The organism is Mesorhizobium sp. L103C119B0 (assembly GCF_000502235.1).
Classification (GTDB): Bacteria; Pseudomonadota; Alphaproteobacteria; order Rhizobiales; family Rhizobiaceae; genus Mesorhizobium.
Genome location: NZ_AYXE01000001.1, coordinates 361,931 through 379,403, shown reverse-complemented (window position 1 = coordinate 379,403; position 17,473 = coordinate 361,931). Strand labels below are relative to the sequence as shown.

The following is a 17,473-nucleotide window of genomic DNA, read 5'->3' as shown; positions in this document are numbered from 1 at the left end:
ATCCAAACTCGATGGCGACTGTCGTGCCGGTGGGGCTTGCCGGGCAGTCCGTCGCGGTGCTCCGGGTGGGAGGGGTTTCAGTCCTTGTCGTTCATACTGCCCCAGTCATCGTCCAGCGCGCGTTATGCTTTCGACGGCGTACGTGCCCAGATCCGTGACCTGCACACCGAAAACATTGCCAACCTTGCCGTGCGCGCCCGAGAACTGGGCGACGTGATCGCGCTCTGGTACGGCGAAGGCGACATGGTGACGCCGGCCTTCATCCGCGATGCCGCGAAGGCCGCCTTCGATGAAGGCCAGACGTTCTACGTCCCTAACATGCGTGGCCATGGGCCACTGAACGAAGCCCTGGCCGAATATCAGACGCGCATTCACGGCCGGTCGATCCCGATTGCGCGCACCACCGTCACGCCCGGCGGCATGCAGGCGCTGTACCTGGCGCTGGAACTGCTGGTCGATACCGGCAGCAACGTCGTCTATGTCGCGCCGCAATGGCCCAACATCCACAACGCCATCCATCTGATCGGCGGCGAGCCAAGGCCGTTTTCGCTCGACTTCAAGGGCGACTGGCATCTCGATCTCGACCGGCTGTTCGCCACTTGCGATGCGCGCACACGCGCGATCTTCCTGTCGACGCCTTCCAATCCGACCGGCTGGACCGCTTCGCGCGATGAGATGCAGGCGCTGCTCGACTTCAGCCGGCGCACCGGCATCTGGATCATTTCCGACGAGGTCTATGGCCGGCTCTATTTCGACGGCAATGTTGCGCCTTCCATCCTGCAGATCGCCGAGGATGGCGACCGGGTGCTGTCGGTCAACAGTTTTTCGAAAGCGTGGGCGATGACCGGCTGGCGCATCGGCTGGCTGACGCATCCGTCGGGGGTAGCCGACCAGCTTGGCGCCATGACGCAGTATATCAACAGCGGCACCGCCGCGCCGATCCAGGCCGGCGCTGTCGCCGCCATTCGCCAAGGCGAGCCGCTGGTCGAGGAGATCAGACAGCGGATCAAAACCGGCCTCGACCTTGCCTATGACAGGCTGGCCCAGATTCCCGGCATCATCCTGCCGACGAAACCGCGCGGAGGCATGTATGCCTTCTTTGCCATGGACGGCGAAAGCGACGCCCGGCAGGCCTGCGCCAGGATACTGGAGACGGCGCGCGTCGGGCTGGCTCCCGGCCACCTCTTTGGAAATTCGGCAGCGGCCTTCCTGCGGATGTGCGTGTGCCGTGAACGCGACCAGATAGCGACCGCGCTCGAGCGCATGGTCGCCGCCATGAATTGACGCCCCGCTGGGAGGTGGGACGGCAACAAACCGTGCGGGAGCTAACCCGCCCGATCACAACCAGAGGGAACACAAAATGAGCTTCACTCGTCGCAACCTGCTTCTTCTCGCCGCCACGATCGGCATCGCTGCCGGCCCGGCCACCGCCTTTGCCGCCGATGTGCTCAATGTCGGCGCCTACCCGACCAATCCGCCCTTCGAATACAAGAACGAGAGCGGCACGTTCGAGGGCTTTGAAGTCGACATCGTCAACGAAGCGGCCAAGCGTGCCGGCATGACCACCGACATTGCCGACCTCGGCTTCCAGGCGCTGTTCGCGGCTGTCAGTTCCAACCGCATCGATGTCGCGATCTCCTCCATCACCATCACGCCGGAGCGACTGAAAACGCTGTCCTTCACCCAGCCCTATTATGACTCCGACATGGGCATTGCGACGAAGACCGATAGCGCTGTTAACACCGAGGCCGACCTCAAGGGCAAGATCGTCGGTGTGCTTTCAGGCTCGACCGGCGAGACCTGGGTCAAGGCGCATCAGGAGGCTGACGGCTACAGCGACGTGAAGGGCTATGACACGCAGCAGAATCTTCTGCTCGACCTCAGCGCGGGCCGCGTGGACGCCGCCGTCAGCGACATTCCGGGCATGGAATACTCCTTCACCAAGATGAAGGACCTGAAGGTCAAGCAGCGCATCAAGACCGGCGAACAGTACGGCCTGATGATGAGCAAGGACCATCCGCTGCTCGGTAAGCTGAACGACGCGCTGACCGCGATGAAGAAGGACGGAACGCTGGCCGCGATCCACAAGAAGTGGTTCGGCAGCGACGCGCCAGCCGATTCCTCGACGGTCAAGGAAATGCCGCTGCCCAAGGCCTGACCGGCAATGCACTTAAATCGTGCCGGCTCCCAGGCCGGCACGATTCATTTCACGCTCCGGCGCCTGCTGCCACACGGATAGCCTCATCGGAGGCAAGGTCGATTGGTTTTAACTTGAGCATCCTTTGCTCTGGGGTTCGGGAACGCTCCCATGTCGCTGATCGACACCTTCTTCAATCCTGACGTGATCATGTCCAGCCTGCCGGCGCTGTTGCGTGGCTTCCTGAACACGCTGCTGCTCGGCATTTTGAGTATCGGCATCGGCATTCCCATTGGCCTGGGGATCAGCCTGTTGCGGCTCTATGCGCCGAAGCCGCTGCGCTGGCTGGCGGTCGGCTACACCGACATCTTCCGCGCCCTGCCGGTGCTGGTGGTGCTGATCCTGATCTACTATGCGCTGCCCTTCCTCGGCATCCGTCTGTCGTCCTGGGCCTCCGCCGTGACGGCGTTCGCCATCATCATGTCGGCCTATTCAGCAGAAGTGTTCCGCTCCGGCATTGAGAGCATTCCGAAAGGCCAATTCGAGGCAGCACAGGCGCTCGGCCTGCCTTTCCTTTTGACCTTGCGCAAGGTGGTGCTGCCGCAGGCGATCCGCGTCGTCATCCCGCCGATGACCAGCAATTGCGTCTCGATGTTCAAGGACACGTCGCTCGCTTCCACCGTTGCGCTGCCGGAACTGTTGAAGGAAGCGACCAACGCGCAATCGCTCTATGCCAATCCCTCGCCGCTGATCGGCGCCGCTTTGGTCTATCTCATCTTCCTCTGGCCCATGGTCCGCCTCGTCAGCCTGCTCGAAGACCGCTTCAAGACCGAGAAGACGCGCTGACCTCATCAACCGTCCCGCTTCCCAAGCCATTCGCAGGAGATACAGTTGAGCAATTCCCAAGCCGCCGGCGGCTTTCCGGTCGACACCATCCGCGCCATGTTTCCGGCCTTGCAGCGCGCCGGTGATTTCATCTTCATGGACAACGCCGCCGGCGCGCAGATCCCGCAGAGCGTGCTCGACGCGGTGACCAATCACCTGGTCTCGCACAATGTGCAGCGTGGTGGTCGCTATGGGCGCTCGGTCACGGTCGACCAATCGGTTGCGGATGCTCGGACGAGCGTGGCCTTGCTGATCAACGCCTACAGTCCGTCGGAAATCTGCTTCGGCATGAACGCCACCTCGTTCATTCGCCTGGTCAGCCTCGGCATCGGCCAAATGCTGACCAAGGACACAGAGCGCGACGAGATCGTCATCACCGATATGGACCACGACGCCAACATCGCCACGTGGCTGGCGCTGGAGCCCGCCGGAGCCAAGTTCAAATGGTGGCGCATGCGCGAGGACGGCAACCTGCATGTCGACGACCTCAAGCCGCTGGTTTCCGATCGCACCCGTCTCGTCGCCTGCACGGTGACCGCGCATTCGATCGGCTCGATCGTCGACGTCGCTTCGGTGGCCGCGATCGCGCATGCGGCCGGCGCCGAAGTGTTCCTTGACTGCGTGCACTACGGACCGCACGGGCTGATCGACGTGCAGGCCTGGGACTGTGATTATCTCGTCTGCTCCGGCTACAAGAATTTCTCGCCCCATATGGGCTTTCTGTGGGGCCGCTTCGAAACGCTGAAGCGGCTGCCGACCTTCCGCGAGGATTTCATCCCCGACGAGCCGCCTTACAAGGTCGAGGCAGGCACCTTCATCTACGAGAACGTCTCAGGCATGGATGCCGCAGTGCAGTACCTGGAACTGATCGGCCGCAATCTGGCGCCCTCCAACAACCGCTCGCGGCGCGACAACATCGTTGCCGGCATGGGCGCCATCCGCGATTACGAAGTGCTCCTGGCGCGTGAGATGCTCGCCGTGCTCAAGGGATGCAATGCCACGATCTACGGCGTCGCCGAGGAAGCCCGCATCAACGAACGCGTGCCGACATTCTGCTTCAACATCGGCAAGCTGTCGCCGCAGCGGATCGTCGAGGAAATGGCTGACATGCAGATCGGCATCCGCGACGGCCATATGTATGCGCCCCGGCTGATGAAGCGTCTCAACCTGTCGATGGACAGCGGCGCCATCCGCGCCTCGCTGGTTCATTACAACACGGTCGACGAGGTCAGGCGTTTCGGCGAAGCCCTGCGCGCCGTCATCGCCAAGCTGTCTTAGCTCGATCGTCAGATGTCTCCGGCGCGGAACATCGGCCCGCCCTTGTGGGCCGGGAAGCCATAGCCGTTGATCATCACCAGATCGATGTCGGAGGCACGCGCCGCGATGCCTTCGGCGAGTAATGCCTTGCCCTCGTCGGCCATTGCCGCCAGCAAGCGCGTGACGATCTCATCGGGCGAAAAGCGGCGCGGCACGATGCCCTTGGCCGCTCGCACGGCCTCGATCAGCGCCGTTACTTGCGGGTCGCTCCGGCGTTCGCCGTCCGAATAATCGTACCAGCCGCGCCCGGTCTTGCGGCCGAAGTGGCCGGCCTCGCACAGCCGGTCGGCGATTTCGACATAACGTGCTTGCGGATCGCGCATCGCCGCCTGTCGCTTGCGCCGCGCCCAGGCTATCTCCAGCCCAGCCATATCGTTGACCGCGAAGATCCCCATCGGGAAGCCCCAGGCCTCCAGCGCGGCATCCACCTCATCGGGTGCTGCGCCATCCTCCACCATGAACTCCGCCTCGCGGCGGTAGGCCGAATAGATGCGGTTGCCGATAAAACCCTCGGTAACGCCGCACACGACAGGCAGCTTGCCAAGCTTCCTGACGAAGGCGATCGCCGAGGCGAGCACATCGGGCGCCGTCGCCGCGCAATCCACCACTTCGGTTAGCCGCATGACGTTGGCCGGGGAGAAAAAATGCAGGCCGACGATCCGTTCGGGCCGGGCGGTTGCAGAGGCGATCTCGTCGGGGTTGAGGTAGCTGGTGTTGGTCGCAAGGATGGCGTCCGGGCGGACGATACGTTCGAGCTTCCGGAAGAGTTCGGTTTTTACCGCGAGATCGTCGAACACTGCCTCGATGACCAGATCGGCCTGCACCAGCCTGCCGGCGTCGCTGGCCGCTTCAAACCGGCTCAGCGCCTCCCTGCGCGCATGATCGGTGAGACGGCCGGATTGGACCGACTTGTCGAGAAGCCCGGCGATACGCTCGTATCCTTTTGCCGCGGCGTCGTCGTTCTGCTCGATGCCGATTACGCGATAGCCGGCATTCAAGGCCGAGACCGCGATGCCTGCACCCATCAGGCCGGTTCCGACGATACCGACGGTCTCGACCTTGCGAGGCGTGACACCCTCCAGCCTGTCGACTTTGCTGGCTTGCCTCTCGGCAAAGAAGACGTGGCGCAACGCTGCCGCTTCGCGAGTATCCCGGAGGCGCAGGAAGGTCGCGCGTTCGTCCGCAAGACCGTCCTCAAGTTTGGCCGTGGACGCGGCCTGGACCAATCTCACGGCTTCTGCAGGCGCGATCTGTCCACGGCTGCGGGAAAGCACCTTTCTTGCGGCTGCCGCTTCGGCTTCGGGTTGCGAGCGTGGGACGGAAAGCGCGCCCGTGCGCCGCAACGGTTGGCCAACGAGACGGCGGGCGACATCGAGCGCGCCTTCGGGAAGATCGTCTGCAATGGCATCGATCAGACCGAGAGTGAGCGCTTCGTCGGCTTTCGCGGGCCGACCCGTGCCGATCAGGTCGATTGCGGCGACCGTGCCGATGAGGCGGGGCAGGCGTTGGGTTCCGCCGGCCCCAGGCACTAACCCGAGCTTGACCTCGGGCAGGCCGAAGCTGGCCGCCTTGCTGGCCACCCGGTAGTGGCAGGCCAGCGCAATCTCGCAGCCGCCGCCGAGCGCCGCGCCGCCAACTGTCGCGACGAACGGTTTCGCGAAGCTCTCGATCGCTTCGATCACTTCAGGCAGTGTGGGCTCGATAGCGGGCTTGCCGAATTCCTTGATATCGGCGCCACCGATGAAGGTGCGCCCAATGGCGGTCAGCACCACGGCAGACACTTCATCCGACGCCGCACGCCCAAGCGCAGCCATCAGTCCGGCCCTGACATGGAAGGACAGCGCGTTGGCCGGCGGATTTTCGATCGTGACGACGAGAACGCCATCGACGATCTTGCCTGTGACACTCTCGGAAAATCGTGCTGTGTTCATGGAGTTTTATTCCGGAACAACGGCAAATCTTCCTCCTCCTTCTGCTCTCCGCCAAATGCCGGTGTCCCGGCTCGGACGGATGAAGCGCCATGCATCTTCAAAATAATTTCAAGCTTAAAATAATTAGAATTCGAAAAACTTCAAGCCTACCGGAGTCGACTGCAAAAGGCGTCGCTACCACGACGGTGATCGGTCAGACTTGACGGTTGCACTGCGGTGCCGGGTCAAGGCGAGTTTGTGGAAACCTTCGGCAGCAGGGCTTTGAAATAGTCGATCGTCTGTTGCAGCCCGGCTTCTAAAGTCACCGTCGGCTCCCAGCCGACAAGCCTTTTGGCAAGGGTGATATCGGGCTGGCGGTGCCGCGGATCGTCTTGCGGAAGATCGCGGTAAATTATATCCGAACCTGATCCGGTCATCTGCGTCGTCAGTTCGGCCAAGCGCCTGATCGTTACTTCCCTTGGATTGCCGATGTTTACTGGACCGGTCACCTCCGGCCCCGTATCCATGAGGCGCAGCATGCCGCTCACCAGGTCGTCGACGTAGCAAAACGACCTTGTCTGTGAGCCGTCGCCGAAAATGGTTATCGGTTCACCACGAAGCGCCTGCACGATGAAATTTGAGACAACCCTGCCGTCTGCCGGGTGCATGCGCGGCCCGAACGTATTGAAAATCCGCGCGACCTTGACCCACAAGCCATGTTGTCGGTGATAGTCGAAGAACAGCGTTTCGGCGCAGCGTTTGCCTTCATCGTAGCATGAGCGCGGCCCGATCGGGTTTACATTGCCCCAGTAACTCTCGGGCTGCGGATGCACAGACGCGTCACCATAGACCTCACTGGTGGAGGCCTGAAAGACTTTGCATTTCAGCCGCTTTGCCAATCCAAGAACATTGATGGCGCCGTGCACGGCGGTCTTGATCGTCTGAACCGGGTCGTACTGGTAGTGAACAGGCGAGGCCGGACACGCCAGGTTGTAAATCTCATCGACTTCGACGTAGAGCGGAAAGGTCACGTCATGGCGCATGAATTCGAAGCGGGGATGCTTGGCCAAATGGTCGATATTGCGCTTTGATCCGGTGAAAAGGTTGTCGACACACAAGATTTCGTCGCCTCGTTCCAACAGGCGGTCAATAAGATGCGAGCCGATAAACCCTGCGCCCCCGGTAACGAGAATGCGTCTGCGGCTGTCATAGAGTCTGGCCAATTTCTGCTCCCAGGCAAATGCTGATCGACCAGATATCGGTCGCCACACGCAGGATACGACGTGTCCGCAGCCAATGCACAAGGACCAAACTGAAATTTCGCAGATCCGCTCGGTGCCGATGCGAATTCCGATCCGGGCATTTGGTTTGATCAGAAGGCACGATTGAGGCCGATAGTGGCCTATGGATTGGCAGCAGAGAATATCAGCCCTGTCGTCAGGGCCGCCGCTGCGTAGATGGCCGGCAGAACCTGACGGTTCACCCCAATCCGCAGCAGAGAGTGGCTCGAAACCCGGTCCTGCTGGATTTTATCCACAACATCGATGGCATCGGCGGATGGCAACATGAAAATGGCAACGACCATTTTTCGTGAGACATTCCTCTTCGCGATAGAGCATCGTTGAATTGGCCAACAGCCTGCCATACAAGCACGTCGGCTCAACAGGTGGCTCGAGGAACCCCACGGATGTCCGAACGCATTGCAGTTATCGGCCTGGGTTATGTCGGCCTGCCGGTAGCCATTGCCTTTGGGAAGGTTTTCCCCGGCACCATAGCTTTTGACATCAGCGAGCGTCGGATCGGGGAATTGCGTGGCGGCGTCGATCGTACGGGGGAAGTTGACGCAACGGCGCTCAAGGAGACCTCGATAGGGCTGACCACCGACCGGGAGATGTTGAAAGGCGCTACTTTCTTCATCGTCGCCGTGCCAACCCCTATCGACGCAAATCGCGCTCCCGATCTAGCTTCTTTGAAACTGGCGTCCGAACTCGCCGGCGAGGCGGTGAGCAAAGGCGCCGTCGTCGTTTTTGAGTCGACAGTCTATCCAGGTGTGACCGAAGATTTCTGTGGGCCGATCATCGAGCAGGTTTCCGGCCTGCGACATCCCCGCGACTTTGCCCTCGGCTATTCGCCCGAACGCGCCAACCCCGGCGATCGAGAACACTCGCTGCAAAAGATCGTCAAAGTCGTCTCCGGCGAGAATAACGAGACGCTGGAGCGCGTCGCGAACGTTTATGGCCGTATCATCGATGCCGGCGTCTACCGCGCCCCGTCGATCAAGGTGGCCGAGGCAGCGAAGGTTATCGAGAACACCCAGCGCGATCTGAACATCGCGCTGATGAACGAACTGGCAATGATCTTCGAGCGGCTCGATATCCGGACGCAGGATGTTCTTGATGCTGCGTCGACGAAATGGAACTTCCTTCCCTTCAAACCGGGGTTCGTCGGCGGCCACTGCATCAGCGTCGATCCATATTATTTGACCGCCAAGGCCGAGGCCGAAGGTTACCATCCGCAGATCATCCTCGCCGGACGTCGCATCAATGACGGCATGGGGGCCTTCGTCGCCCAGCAGGTTGTCAAACGGCTGATTGGTTCTGACACGCCCGTCAAAGGGGCTTCTGTCGGCATTCTCGGGCTGACATTCAAGGAGGACGTGCCGGATTTGCGCAACAGCCGCGTTTTCGACATGGTCAAGGAACTAAGGCAGTTCGGAATTGTCCCCAAAGTCCATGATCCCCTTGCCGATGTCGAAACCGCTCGGCGTGATCACGGCGAAACAATCCTGCCGCTCGATGAGATAAACGATTTGCAGGCGCTTGTTCTGGCGGTGCCTCACAGGCAATATCTCACCAACGAAAGAGCGCGTCTTTTTCAAATGATCAGGCCGGGGGGGACACTGTTCGATGTCAAGTCGGCCATCAAGCCCAATGAAGTTCCCGACAACATAAAATACTGGAGCTTGTAAAGCTCGCCTGAAATTAACGCTAGGATATGCAGTGACATCAAGCAGGCCGATACTGATCACCGGCGCAGCCGGGTTCATAGGGTTTCATCTTTGCCTGAGGCTGCTTGCCGAAGGACGCCAGGTTATCGGCCTCGACTCCATGAACGAGTATTATGACGTCAGCCTGAAGCAGGCTCGTCTCGAGCGGCTGAAAGCGTTTTCGAATTTTTGTTTCGAGCATGCCGATCTCACGGAGCGGGACCGTATTTCGGAGCTCTTCCTTTCGGCCGCGCCGGAGGTTGTCGTCAATCTCGCGGCGCAAGCCGGCGTACGCTATTCGATCAGCAATCCGCACGCCTATGTGGAAAGCAACCTCAGCGGCTTTGTCAACATCCTGGAAGGATGCCGGCAGGCCTCCGTCGGCCATCTGGTCTATGCATCGTCGAGTTCGATTTATGGCGGCAGCACCCGCATGCCGTTTTCCGTGCACGATCCGGCGGACCATCCGCTCAGCCTTTACGCCGCAAGCAAGAAGGCGAACGAGCTGATGGCGCACACATACAGCCATCTGTTTCGACTGCCGACCACCGGGCTGCGTTTTTTCACCGTCTATGGTCCGTGGGGGCGGCCGGACATGGCGCTGTTCATCTTCGCCAAGGCTATCCTCGCCGGCGAGCCGATCGAGGTCTTCAACTATGGCAACATGCAGCGGGATTTCACCTATATCGACGACATTGTCGAAGGTATTATCCGCGTCATGCAGCAACCCGCGACACCCAATCCTGAGTGGAAAAGTGTCGCGCCAGACCCAGCGACCAGCAACGCCCCGTTCAGGATTCACAACATCGGCGGCAATTCGCCCGTTCAACTGAACCGATTGATCGAGGTGCTCGAAGACGCGCTGGGACGCAAGGCAAACCGCAACCTCAGGCCACTTCAGCCAGGCGACGTTCCGGCAACTTTCGCCAATGTCAGCTCGCTCGAGGAGGCGACCGGCTTCAAGCCCAAAATCCCGATTGAAATGGGGGTTCCGCGCTTTGTCGAATGGTACCGGGAGTTCTACCGAGCATGATCGGACGCTTCGCCACCTGGAGGCGGCTGGCTCCTGACCAGCCATGGCTGGCGCATGCCGCTCGGAAAACTCAATAAGCCGCAGCCGAACTGGGTGTCGCCTGAAGGCGGTCAATATCTTTCCGGGGCGGCGCACCGAACAGGCGACGATATTCTCGGCTGAACTGCGAAGGGCTGTCATAGCCCACCGCGAACCCGGCCGTGCCTGCGTTTGCGCCGCCGGCAAGCATAATCCTTCGCGCCTCCTGCAGGCGCAGCTGCTTCTGGTATTCGAGCGGGGTCATGCGCGTAATCGCCTTGAAATGGGCATGAAGGGACGACGCGCTCATGCCCGATGCCGCCGCAATCTCTTCGATGCGCAGTTGTGCCTGGAAATGATTGCGGATCGTGGCGATGGCGCGGCTGACCTGGTTCAGGTGGCTGTCCACCGACGCCATCTGGCGAAGCGTGTCACCGTGCGGTCCGGTGAGGAGCCGGTAAAGGATTTCGCGTTCGATCAGCGGCGCCAGCACGGTGATGCTCTCGGGGCGATCGAGCAGCCTGACAAGCCGACAGGCGGCATCAATCAGGTCGGGGTCACTTGGATAGGCAGCTAACACCGGCAGATCCCTGCTGGGGGATGCACGTCCTTCTTTCACAAGCAGTTCGGCCAGCGCGGTGGAATCAAAATCTATCTTGCAACAGAGGTAGGGCGCCGCCGGGCTCGCCTCCAACACATGCCCGACCAGCGGCAGGTCGACCGAGACGAGCAGGTAGCTCGATGCGTCATAGACCACGCTCTGGTCGGCCAGCGAGACGCGCTTCGATCCTTGGGCGATTATGCAAAGCGACGCCTCGTAGACCGCAGGCACGGGTGCACTGGGCTGGTTGGCGCGAATGAGCGACAGCCGCGGCACCGCAGTGCCGGCCATGCCAGACTTCGGCGCAAAGCGGGTGATCAGCTCGGCGAGTTCATTGATTTTTTCCATGCCGCATAAATCTTCATGGCGCGAAATGTTGCAAGGCATTTCGAGTTCATTTGGAGGATCGTGCAAACTCTTTGGACGATCACGCTACCGGCCTTTGCCGGTTCGCGCCATCTATCTCCCCGTCACCGCAGCGAAAAAGGAACGATCATGACGGGACTTAAAGACAAGGTTGTACTCATCACCGGCGCCTCCAGCGGCATCGGCGAAGCGACGGTTCGGGAACTTGCCGGTGCCGGCGCCAGACTGTTCATCGGGGCCCGCCGCACCGAGCGGCTCAAGGCGCTGGCCGCAGAAATAGGCAAAGGCGTCGCGTGGCGCGAACTCGACGTGACTAACGCGGCGAATTTCGACGCCTTTGCCGATGCCGCTCATGCCGAATTCGGGCAGATCGATGTGCTGGTCAACAATGCCGGCGTCATGCCGCTGTCGCCGCTTGCCGCGCTGAAGCGCGATGAGTGGTCTCGCATGATCAATGTCAACATCGGCGGCGTGCTGAACGGGATCGCCGCGGTGCTGCCGCGCTTCGTCGCCCAGAAGAATGGGCATATCGTCAATGTCGCCTCGGTCGGTGCGCATATCGTGCTGCCCACCGCGGCGGTCTATTGCGGCACGAAATATGCCGTCTGGGCAATCACCGAGGGGCTGCGGCAGGAGCATGACGACATCCGCGCCACGATCATCTCCCCCGGAGTGACCGCAACCGAACTAGGCGACGATATCAGCGATCCTCAGGTCGCCACGGCTCTGAAAGAATGGCGGCAGAAGTCGCTCACACCGGACGCCATTGCACGGGCGATCCGTTTTGCGCTTGATCAACCCGATGGCGTCGACGTCAACGAAGTGATCGTGCGGCCAACCGCTGCCAATATGTAGAACTTGCTGCCGGATGCCGGCTTTCGGCGAGCTAGGGCGCTCTCCGAGATCGGCAAACGGCCCACCCCTTAATGCACCCGCCCTCAGCCTCTGGCGCAACTCCCGCGGGCCACATCATACCGGCTCTCGAACGCGCGCGAAAAATGCGCACTCGAATTGAACCCGCAAGCAAAGGCGATTTCCGAGATCGTGGGCGACGCTCGGGCGGGCGACAACAATTCTTCCTTGCTGCGCTCCAGCCGCCTGTCCCAGACGAAGCATTCCGGTCTCGCGGCAAGGCCGGTGCGCCGCTGGGAACTTAACCCGCTAATCATCTCCCCTGCGACGGTAGAGATGTCAGGCTTCGCCGGCCAGGCGCGCTGAAATCAGCCGCGCCGCCTGGATCACCGCTTCGCCCTGGCTGGCTGCCATGCTGTCATCGGCGCGTGACACAGGCGAGGCCACCGCGAGCGCACCGAGAGGACGCCCATCGGAGCCGAGGATTGCCGCGGCTATGCTGTGCACGCCTTCTTCATAGCCTTGGGAACTCGAGGAATAGCCGCGCTTGGCGGCAAGCCGGATCGCCTTCATCAGCCTGTCGGGCTGCGTCACCGTGTGTGGCGTGAAGGTCGGCAACGGCTTGTCGACATAGGCCTCGGCCGCTTCCCGAGGCGAAGCGGCGAGAAAGGCGATGCCGGAGGCGGTGCCGTGCAAGGGCAGCACCTGGCCGACATCGACATTGACCCGGTTGGCCTTTGCCGACAGCTCGACATGGACCGTCAGCAGTGCGCCGGCGCTGAATTCCGACAGATGCACCGTCTCGCCGGTTTCCAGCGCCAGCTCGCGAACCACAGGTGCTGCCACGCGCACGAAGGGAAAATGCGCGTCGCGAAAGCGGGCCAGCCGCGACAGGCCGGCGCCGAGCCGGTAGCGGCGGCTTGCCGGCTCCTGTTCGATCAAGCGGTGGTCGGCCAGCGCCATCAGCAGGCGCCGCGCCGTCGCCTTGTCGAGGCCGGTTTTGCGGGCGAGCTCGGACAGGCCGATCTCCGGTTCGCCGAGCGTGAACTGCTCCAACAGCGATATCGCTTTGCCGACTGTGCTCATCGTGCATCCTCAAAATACTTCGCATGGGACGGAAGCCAATCCACCTTGCAGTCCGCTCATAGCACATAAAATGGTGGTTCAAATAACGAACCGTTTGGAAGCGACAAAAAACACCAGCAAGTTTCGCGGCGACATCAATCTCGATGCGCCGCGCCGTGCGCGGGGTGATGCTGCGCGGCAACACCTATCAACAGGTGGATCAACTCGGCGGCGCCGTGCCTGGCCGGCGTGTCGGCCCAAACGCCTGATCCTGGCCGGCGCGGAAGCTTCAACTCTGCCCCAGCTGCGCGCGGCGCCAGGCGGCGGGCGCCTGGCCAACCCGCTCCCGGAAGAAGCGTGAGAAATAGGCCGGATCTTCGAAGCCGATTTCGTAGGCGATGTCCTCGACGGTGCGCACGGTGAACAGCAGCAAGCGCTTGGCCTCCAGCAACCGTCGCTCGCCGATGAGTCGCTTGACGCCGCTGCCAAGCACCGTATGGGCGGCCTTGTCGAGAAGATGCGGTGTCGTGGCCAGCGCCTCGACGTAGCGGTCGACGGGCCACTTGTCGCGGAAATGCGCATCGACCAGACGGCGCAAGCCGCGCGCCAATGCAGCATCGGAAGAGCCAGTCGCTTCCATTACCTCGGGACCAAGACGCGCGACGTGGGAGAGCGCGACGGCAATCAGCGCCGGCAGGGTCTTGTCACTCCCGGCCTGCGCCTCGGCATATTCCGTGGCGATCATCTCCAGCACCGCCGCAAGCCTTTTCCACGCGACGTGCTGAGGAAGGCTATCGGCAAAGACCGGCCGGTCCAATGGCAGCAGGCTGTGAGCGGCTATTGCCGCAAGCGCATCATCGGCGACCGAAACGACGATGGCGTCGGTGCCGGGCCCGATCGAGAAGCCATGCACGATGGTGCTCGGCACGAAGCTGACGGCCGGTGCCGAAAAGTCCCAGGATTGGTCTTCGATGCGGTAGGTGCCGGAGCCGCTGGTCCAGTAGGTGATCTGGCCCATTTGCGGATGCTTGTGCGCGGCAACCTGGCCGAGATGAATATTGCTGCGCGCAAGCACCGTCTCGACATGCAGGAAGCCGACATCAACCGGCCGCACCGGCTCGCCATAGACAAAGAAATCAGGGATGGAATTGAGGCTCATGGCGCCGGAAAAAGTCCAATCGGTTTTGCCGTTACGTCCTAACCGATCCTTGCCAGGAGCGCTAGAGTTGATGCCATAAGTGGAGGAACATCATGCGATCGGAAGACTTTCGTGCCGACAATGGGCGCCCGTTCACCGGGGCCGAGTATCTGGAGAGCCTGAGCGACGGCCGCGAGGTCTACATCAACGGCGAGCGCATTGCCGATGTCACCACCCATCCGGCGATGCGCAATTCGGCGCGGTCGCTGGCGCGCCTCTATGATGCGCTGCACGATCCCAAGCGGCAGGGCACGCTGACCTCGCCGACTGATACCGGTTCGGGCGGCTACACCCACAAGTATTTCCGCGTCGCCAAATCCTCCGGCGAACTCGCGGCCCAGCAGACCGCGATCGCCGAGTGGTCACGCATGTCCTATGGCTGGATGGGCCGCACGCCCGATTACAAGGCGGCACTGATGAACACGCTCGGCGCCAATGCCGACTGGTACGGCCCGTTCAAGGACAATGCGCTCGCCTGGCACAAGCGTGCGCAGGAAGCCGTGCTGTTCATGAACCACGCCATCGTCAACCCGCCGATCGACCGCCACAAGCCGGCCGAACAGGTGAAGGATGTCTTCGTCCACATCACCAAGGAGACCGACGCCGGCATCTATGTCTCCGGCGCCAAGGTGGTGGCGACGTCCTCGGCGCTGACCCACTACAATTTCCTGGCGCAGAGTTCGGCGACGGTCACCGAAGATCCGTCGCTGTCGGTCATGTTCATCGTGCCGATGAATGCGCCGGGGGTAAAGATGTTCTGCCGCGTCTCCTATGAGCAGACGGCCAACACGGCGGCGGCTCCGTTCGACTATCCGTTGTCGTCGCGCTTCGACGAGAACGATGCCATCCTGGTGCTCGACAATGTCTTCATCCCCTGGGAGGACGTGCTGGTGCTGCGCGACGCGCAGAAAATCCTGTCCTTCCATCCGGCTTCGGGCTTCATGCATGGCTATTGCTTCCAGGGCTGCACACGCTTTGCCGTCAAGCTCGACTTCCTCGCCGGCCTGCTGGCCAAGGCGTTGCGCGCCACTGGCGGCGATGCCTTCCGAGGCAACCAGGCGGCGCTGGGCGAGGTCATCGCGCTCAGGCACATGTTCTGGAGCTTTTCCAACGCCATGGCCTACAATCCGATCCCCTGGGCGAATGGCGCTGTCCTGCCCAACCTGGAAGCAGCCCTTGCCTACCGGACTTTAATGTCGGAAGTCTATCCGCGCGTCATCGACACGGTGCGCCGGGTGATCGCCTCCGGCTTGATCTACCTGCCGTCATCGGTGCGCGACTTCAACAATCCCGAGATCGACAAATACCTCGCGCAATATGTGCGCGGTTCCAACGACATGGGCCATGTCGAGCGCATCAAGATCATGAAACTGTTGTGGGACGCGACCGGCACCGAGTTCGGCGGCCGCCACGCGCTCTACGAACTCAACTATGCCGGTGCGCCGGAAGAGGTGCGGCTGCAGGTGCTGAAGGGCGCCGAACGCGGCGGCCGGCTGAAGGCCATGGAAGAACTGGTCGATACCTGCATGGCCGACTATGACGAGAATGGCTGGACGGGAGATACCTGGCTCAATCCGCTCGCTTCATCGGCTGGGTGAGTCAGATGGCCACGCAGATTTCGAAGGCCGATTTCCGCGACGCCATGGCAAGGGTCTGCGCGCCGGTCAACATCGTCACGACAGATGGTCCGGCTGGGCGCGGCGGCTTCACCGCCACCGCCATGTGCAGTGTGTCGGACGAACCGCCGACACTGCTGGTGTGCATGAACGGCCGCTCGACGCAGGCCGCCATGTTCCTCGCCAACCGGCGCTTCTGCGTCAACGTGCTGACGCATGACCATATGCACCTGGCCGGCAAGTTCGCCGGCGCGACCAGGGACATGGAGGCACGCTATTCGGCGGCGCGCTGGCAAACGCTGGCCTCAGGCACGCCGGCGCTGTCCGATGCGATCGTCAATTTCGATTGCGAGATCGAGGATGTGCACATAGTCGGCACATAATGTCATGATCGGCCGCGTTATCGACGTCAGGCACGGCAGCGGCGGCTCGGCGCTGCTTTATGTCGACCGCAATTACACGCAGCCGACGCGGCTTGGCAGTTTTGGCGGCTGAGCGGGAGCAGTCAGTTCTCGCCGGCGATCAGGCTCTCCAGCAGATCGAGCAATTGCTCCAGCCTCTCATGTCCGAAGCGCTGTTCGATGTCGCGGTAGATGACGAGGCGTTCCGGCGACAAGGCATCGATAAGGGTGGAGCCCGCCGGGGCGATCGTCAGCACGACACGGCGGCCATCGCCTTCCGCCTTGTTGCGGGTGATGAATTTTCGGCCCTCGAGCGTCTTGATGATGCGTGTCAGGCTGGGCGGCAGCACCGAAGCGCGATCGGCAAGTTCCGTCGCCTCGACAGGGCCGGCCTCGCTCAGAACGCGCAGCACACGCCATTGCTGTTCGGTCACGTCATGCGCCGCCAGCATAGGGCGAAACCGCGCCATCACCACTTCGCGGGCATGGAGCAGCGCCATCGGCAGAGAACGACGGGTGTTTTCAGGCAGCAAGAAGCAGCGTCCCCAATGATGCGGGCGGTCGGCGGGACCGCACGCCAAAACCTGACCTTTCCATCCCGTATCGTCGCCTCAACTTGGATGCAAGGCTTGACTTCAGTGATGCTGCATGTAATTAACGCGTTAACTACAACAGTGGAACAATCCGGGGAACGAGACGCGGTGCCTCACTTTTCCATCGAGTATTCGGCCAACCTCGATGCCAAGGTCGACATGAGCGAATTGTGCGCGCTGGTGTTGCGCACCGTGCTCGGCACCGGGCTGTTCGAAACCGGCGCGGTGCGGGTGCGGGCCTTCCGCGCGGAAGCCTATGCCGTCGCCGACAGCCTGCCGGAAAACGCTTTCCTCGACATGTCGTTTCGCATTGGAACCGGGCGCAGCGCCCAGGACAAGAAACGAACCGGGGAGGCGGTCTTCGCCGCGGTGAGCGAATACCTTGGCCCCCTGTTCGAGACCCCGCATTTCGCTCTTTCCCTGGAGATCAGGGAGATCGACCCGGTACTGAGCTGGAAGAAAAACGCAATCCATCCGCGACTGCGCGGCAAGTGA

The 17,473-nt window shown here is 61.7% G+C and carries 17 protein-coding genes and 1 pseudogene; 10 read left to right on the top strand and 8 right to left on the bottom strand.

The genetic code is table 11. The features are described 5' to 3' along the window. The first annotated feature begins 84 nt into the window (after nt 1-84). From X728_RS164390 to X728_RS164405, 4 genes are all read left to right on the top strand, one after another. A complete protein-coding gene (locus X728_RS164390) occupies nt 85-1,284 on the top strand; it encodes a pyridoxal phosphate-dependent aminotransferase (RefSeq protein ID WP_023830407.1) in 1,200 nt (399 codons plus the stop codon). 76 nt (nt 1,285-1,360) lie between these two features. Next, the gene (locus tag X728_RS164395; RefSeq protein ID WP_023682726.1) at nt 1,361-2,158 is read left to right on the top strand and encodes an ABC transporter substrate-binding protein; all 798 of its coding nucleotides are present in this window, start codon (nt 1,361-1,363) and stop codon (nt 2,156-2,158) included. 150 nt (nt 2,159-2,308) lie between these two features. Continuing rightward, complete coding sequence (locus X728_RS164400) at nt 2,309-2,983, top strand: amino acid ABC transporter permease (RefSeq protein ID WP_023667812.1); 675 nt, start codon at nt 2,309-2,311, stop codon at nt 2,981-2,983. A gap of 45 nt (nt 2,984-3,028) precedes the next feature. Further along, nucleotides 3,029-4,300, top strand: a complete 1,272-nt coding sequence (locus tag X728_RS164405; protein ID WP_023830406.1) for a cysteine desulfurase-like protein — start codon at nt 3,029-3,031, stop codon at nt 4,298-4,300. Nucleotides 4,301-4,308: 8 nt separating this feature from the next. Here X728_RS164405 and X728_RS164410 read toward each other — a convergent pair whose 3' ends face one another. The 3 genes from X728_RS164410 to X728_RS1000000170890 all read right to left on the bottom strand — a co-directional run bounded on the left by X728_RS164410 (nt 4,309) and on the right by X728_RS1000000170890 (nt 7,834). Further along, nucleotides 4,309-6,270, bottom strand: a complete 1,962-nt coding sequence (locus X728_RS164410; RefSeq protein WP_023830405.1) for a 3-hydroxyacyl-CoA dehydrogenase NAD-binding domain-containing protein — start codon at nt 6,268-6,270, stop codon at nt 4,309-4,311. Nucleotides 6,271-6,494: 224 nt separating this feature from the next. After that, a complete protein-coding gene (locus tag X728_RS164415; protein WP_023667815.1) occupies nt 6,495-7,472 on the bottom strand; it encodes a UDP-glucuronic acid decarboxylase family protein in 978 nt (325 codons plus the stop codon). A gap of 179 nt (nt 7,473-7,651) precedes the next feature. After that, nucleotides 7,652-7,834 carry a hypothetical protein gene (locus X728_RS1000000170890; protein WP_023667816.1) on the bottom strand — a complete coding sequence of 61 codons (183 nt, stop codon included), beginning with the start codon at nt 7,832-7,834 and terminating at the stop codon, nt 7,652-7,654. A 102-nt stretch (nt 7,835-7,936) separates the two neighbouring features. Between X728_RS1000000170890 and X728_RS164425 the strand changes: the two genes are divergently transcribed. Together X728_RS164425 and X728_RS164430 are read left to right on the top strand one after the other, a co-directional pair. After that, the gene (locus X728_RS164425; protein ID WP_023830404.1) at nt 7,937-9,217 is read left to right on the top strand and encodes a nucleotide sugar dehydrogenase; all 1,281 of its coding nucleotides are present in this window, start codon (nt 7,937-7,939) and stop codon (nt 9,215-9,217) included. 31 nt (nt 9,218-9,248) lie between these two features. Then, nucleotides 9,249-10,268, top strand: a complete 1,020-nt coding sequence (locus X728_RS164430) for an NAD-dependent epimerase (protein WP_032897113.1) — start codon at nt 9,249-9,251, stop codon at nt 10,266-10,268. 70 nt (nt 10,269-10,338) lie between these two features. Here the strand turns inward: X728_RS164430 and X728_RS164435 are convergent, their stop codons facing one another. Next, on the bottom strand, nt 10,339-11,235 hold the full coding sequence (locus X728_RS164435; protein WP_023686927.1) for an AraC family transcriptional regulator: 897 nt from the start codon (nt 11,233-11,235) through the stop codon (nt 10,339-10,341). Nucleotides 11,236-11,382: 147 nt separating this feature from the next. Here X728_RS164435 and X728_RS164440 point away from each other — a divergent pair, with 147 nt between their 5' ends. Next, nucleotides 11,383-12,108, top strand: a complete 726-nt coding sequence (locus tag X728_RS164440; protein ID WP_023815155.1) for an SDR family oxidoreductase — start codon at nt 11,383-11,385, stop codon at nt 12,106-12,108. Nucleotides 12,109-12,191: 83 nt separating this feature from the next. Here X728_RS164440 and X728_RS1000000168190 read toward each other — a convergent pair whose 3' ends face one another. From X728_RS1000000168190 to X728_RS164450, 3 genes are all read right to left on the bottom strand, one after another. Next, the gene (locus X728_RS1000000168190) at nt 12,192-12,422 is read right to left on the bottom strand and encodes a helix-turn-helix domain-containing protein (RefSeq protein WP_081727322.1); all 231 of its coding nucleotides are present in this window, start codon (nt 12,420-12,422) and stop codon (nt 12,192-12,194) included. Between the two features lie 22 nt (nt 12,423-12,444). Beyond that, nucleotides 12,445-13,191 (bottom strand): IclR family transcriptional regulator, encoded by a 747-nt coding sequence (locus X728_RS164445; RefSeq protein ID WP_023695200.1) that lies wholly within the window; start codon nt 13,189-13,191, stop codon nt 12,445-12,447. A gap of 268 nt (nt 13,192-13,459) precedes the next feature. After that, the gene (locus X728_RS164450; protein ID WP_023830402.1) at nt 13,460-14,329 is read right to left on the bottom strand and encodes a helix-turn-helix domain-containing protein; all 870 of its coding nucleotides are present in this window, start codon (nt 14,327-14,329) and stop codon (nt 13,460-13,462) included. A 92-nt stretch (nt 14,330-14,421) separates the two neighbouring features. Here X728_RS164450 and X728_RS164455 point away from each other — a divergent pair, with 92 nt between their 5' ends. Both X728_RS164455 and X728_RS01000000166090 read left to right on the top strand, forming a co-directional pair. Next, nucleotides 14,422-15,966 (top strand): 4-hydroxyphenylacetate 3-hydroxylase N-terminal domain-containing protein, encoded by a 1,545-nt coding sequence (locus tag X728_RS164455; RefSeq protein WP_023830401.1) that lies wholly within the window; start codon nt 14,422-14,424, stop codon nt 15,964-15,966. 5 nt (nt 15,967-15,971) lie between these two features. Beyond that, a pseudogene (locus X728_RS01000000166090) lies at nt 15,972-16,479 on the top strand (flavin reductase). Between the two features lie 10 nt (nt 16,480-16,489). On the opposite strand, the gene hpaR reads toward X728_RS01000000166090, so the two are convergent. Beyond that, nucleotides 16,490-16,885 (bottom strand): homoprotocatechuate degradation operon regulator HpaR, encoded by a 396-nt coding sequence (gene hpaR / locus X728_RS164460; protein ID WP_245266059.1) that lies wholly within the window; start codon nt 16,883-16,885, stop codon nt 16,490-16,492. Nucleotides 16,886-17,086: 201 nt separating this feature from the next. Between hpaR and X728_RS164465 the strand changes: the two genes are divergently transcribed. Next, nucleotides 17,087-17,473 carry a 5-carboxymethyl-2-hydroxymuconate Delta-isomerase gene (locus tag X728_RS164465; RefSeq protein WP_023825932.1) on the top strand — a complete coding sequence of 129 codons (387 nt, stop codon included), beginning with the start codon at nt 17,087-17,089 and terminating at the stop codon, nt 17,471-17,473.

Bases quoted from the DNA above. Each gene is read 5' to 3' on its own strand.
- X728_RS164445 (WP_023695200.1), bottom strand. From the start codon at position 13,191: ATGAGCACAGTCGGCAAAGCGATATCGCTGTTGGAGCAGTTCACGCTC.
- X728_RS164410 (WP_023830405.1), bottom strand. From the start codon at position 6,270: ATGAACACAGCACGATTTTCCGAGAGTGTCACAGGCAAGATCGTCGAT.
- hpaR (WP_245266059.1), bottom strand. From the start codon at position 16,885: ATGGCGCTGCTCCATGCCCGCGAAGTGGTGATGGCGCGGTTTCGCCCT.
- X728_RS164435 (WP_023686927.1), bottom strand. From the start codon at position 11,235: ATGGAAAAAATCAATGAACTCGCCGAGCTGATCACCCGCTTTGCGCCG.
- X728_RS1000000170890 (WP_023667816.1), bottom strand. From the start codon at position 7,834: ATGGTCGTTGCCATTTTCATGTTGCCATCCGCCGATGCCATCGATGTT.
- X728_RS164440 (WP_023815155.1), top strand. From the start codon at position 11,383: ATGACGGGACTTAAAGACAAGGTTGTACTCATCACCGGCGCCTCCAGC.
- X728_RS164425 (WP_023830404.1), top strand. From the start codon at position 7,937: ATGTCCGAACGCATTGCAGTTATCGGCCTGGGTTATGTCGGCCTGCCG.
- X728_RS164400 (WP_023667812.1), top strand. From the start codon at position 2,309: ATGTCGCTGATCGACACCTTCTTCAATCCTGACGTGATCATGTCCAGC.
- X728_RS1000000168190 (WP_081727322.1), bottom strand. From the start codon at position 12,422: ATGATTAGCGGGTTAAGTTCCCAGCGGCGCACCGGCCTTGCCGCGAGA.
- X728_RS164395 (WP_023682726.1), top strand. From the start codon at position 1,361: ATGAGCTTCACTCGTCGCAACCTGCTTCTTCTCGCCGCCACGATCGGC.
- X728_RS164450 (WP_023830402.1), bottom strand. From the start codon at position 14,329: ATGAGCCTCAATTCCATCCCTGATTTCTTTGTCTATGGCGAGCCGGTG.
- X728_RS164455 (WP_023830401.1), top strand. From the start codon at position 14,422: ATGCGATCGGAAGACTTTCGTGCCGACAATGGGCGCCCGTTCACCGGG.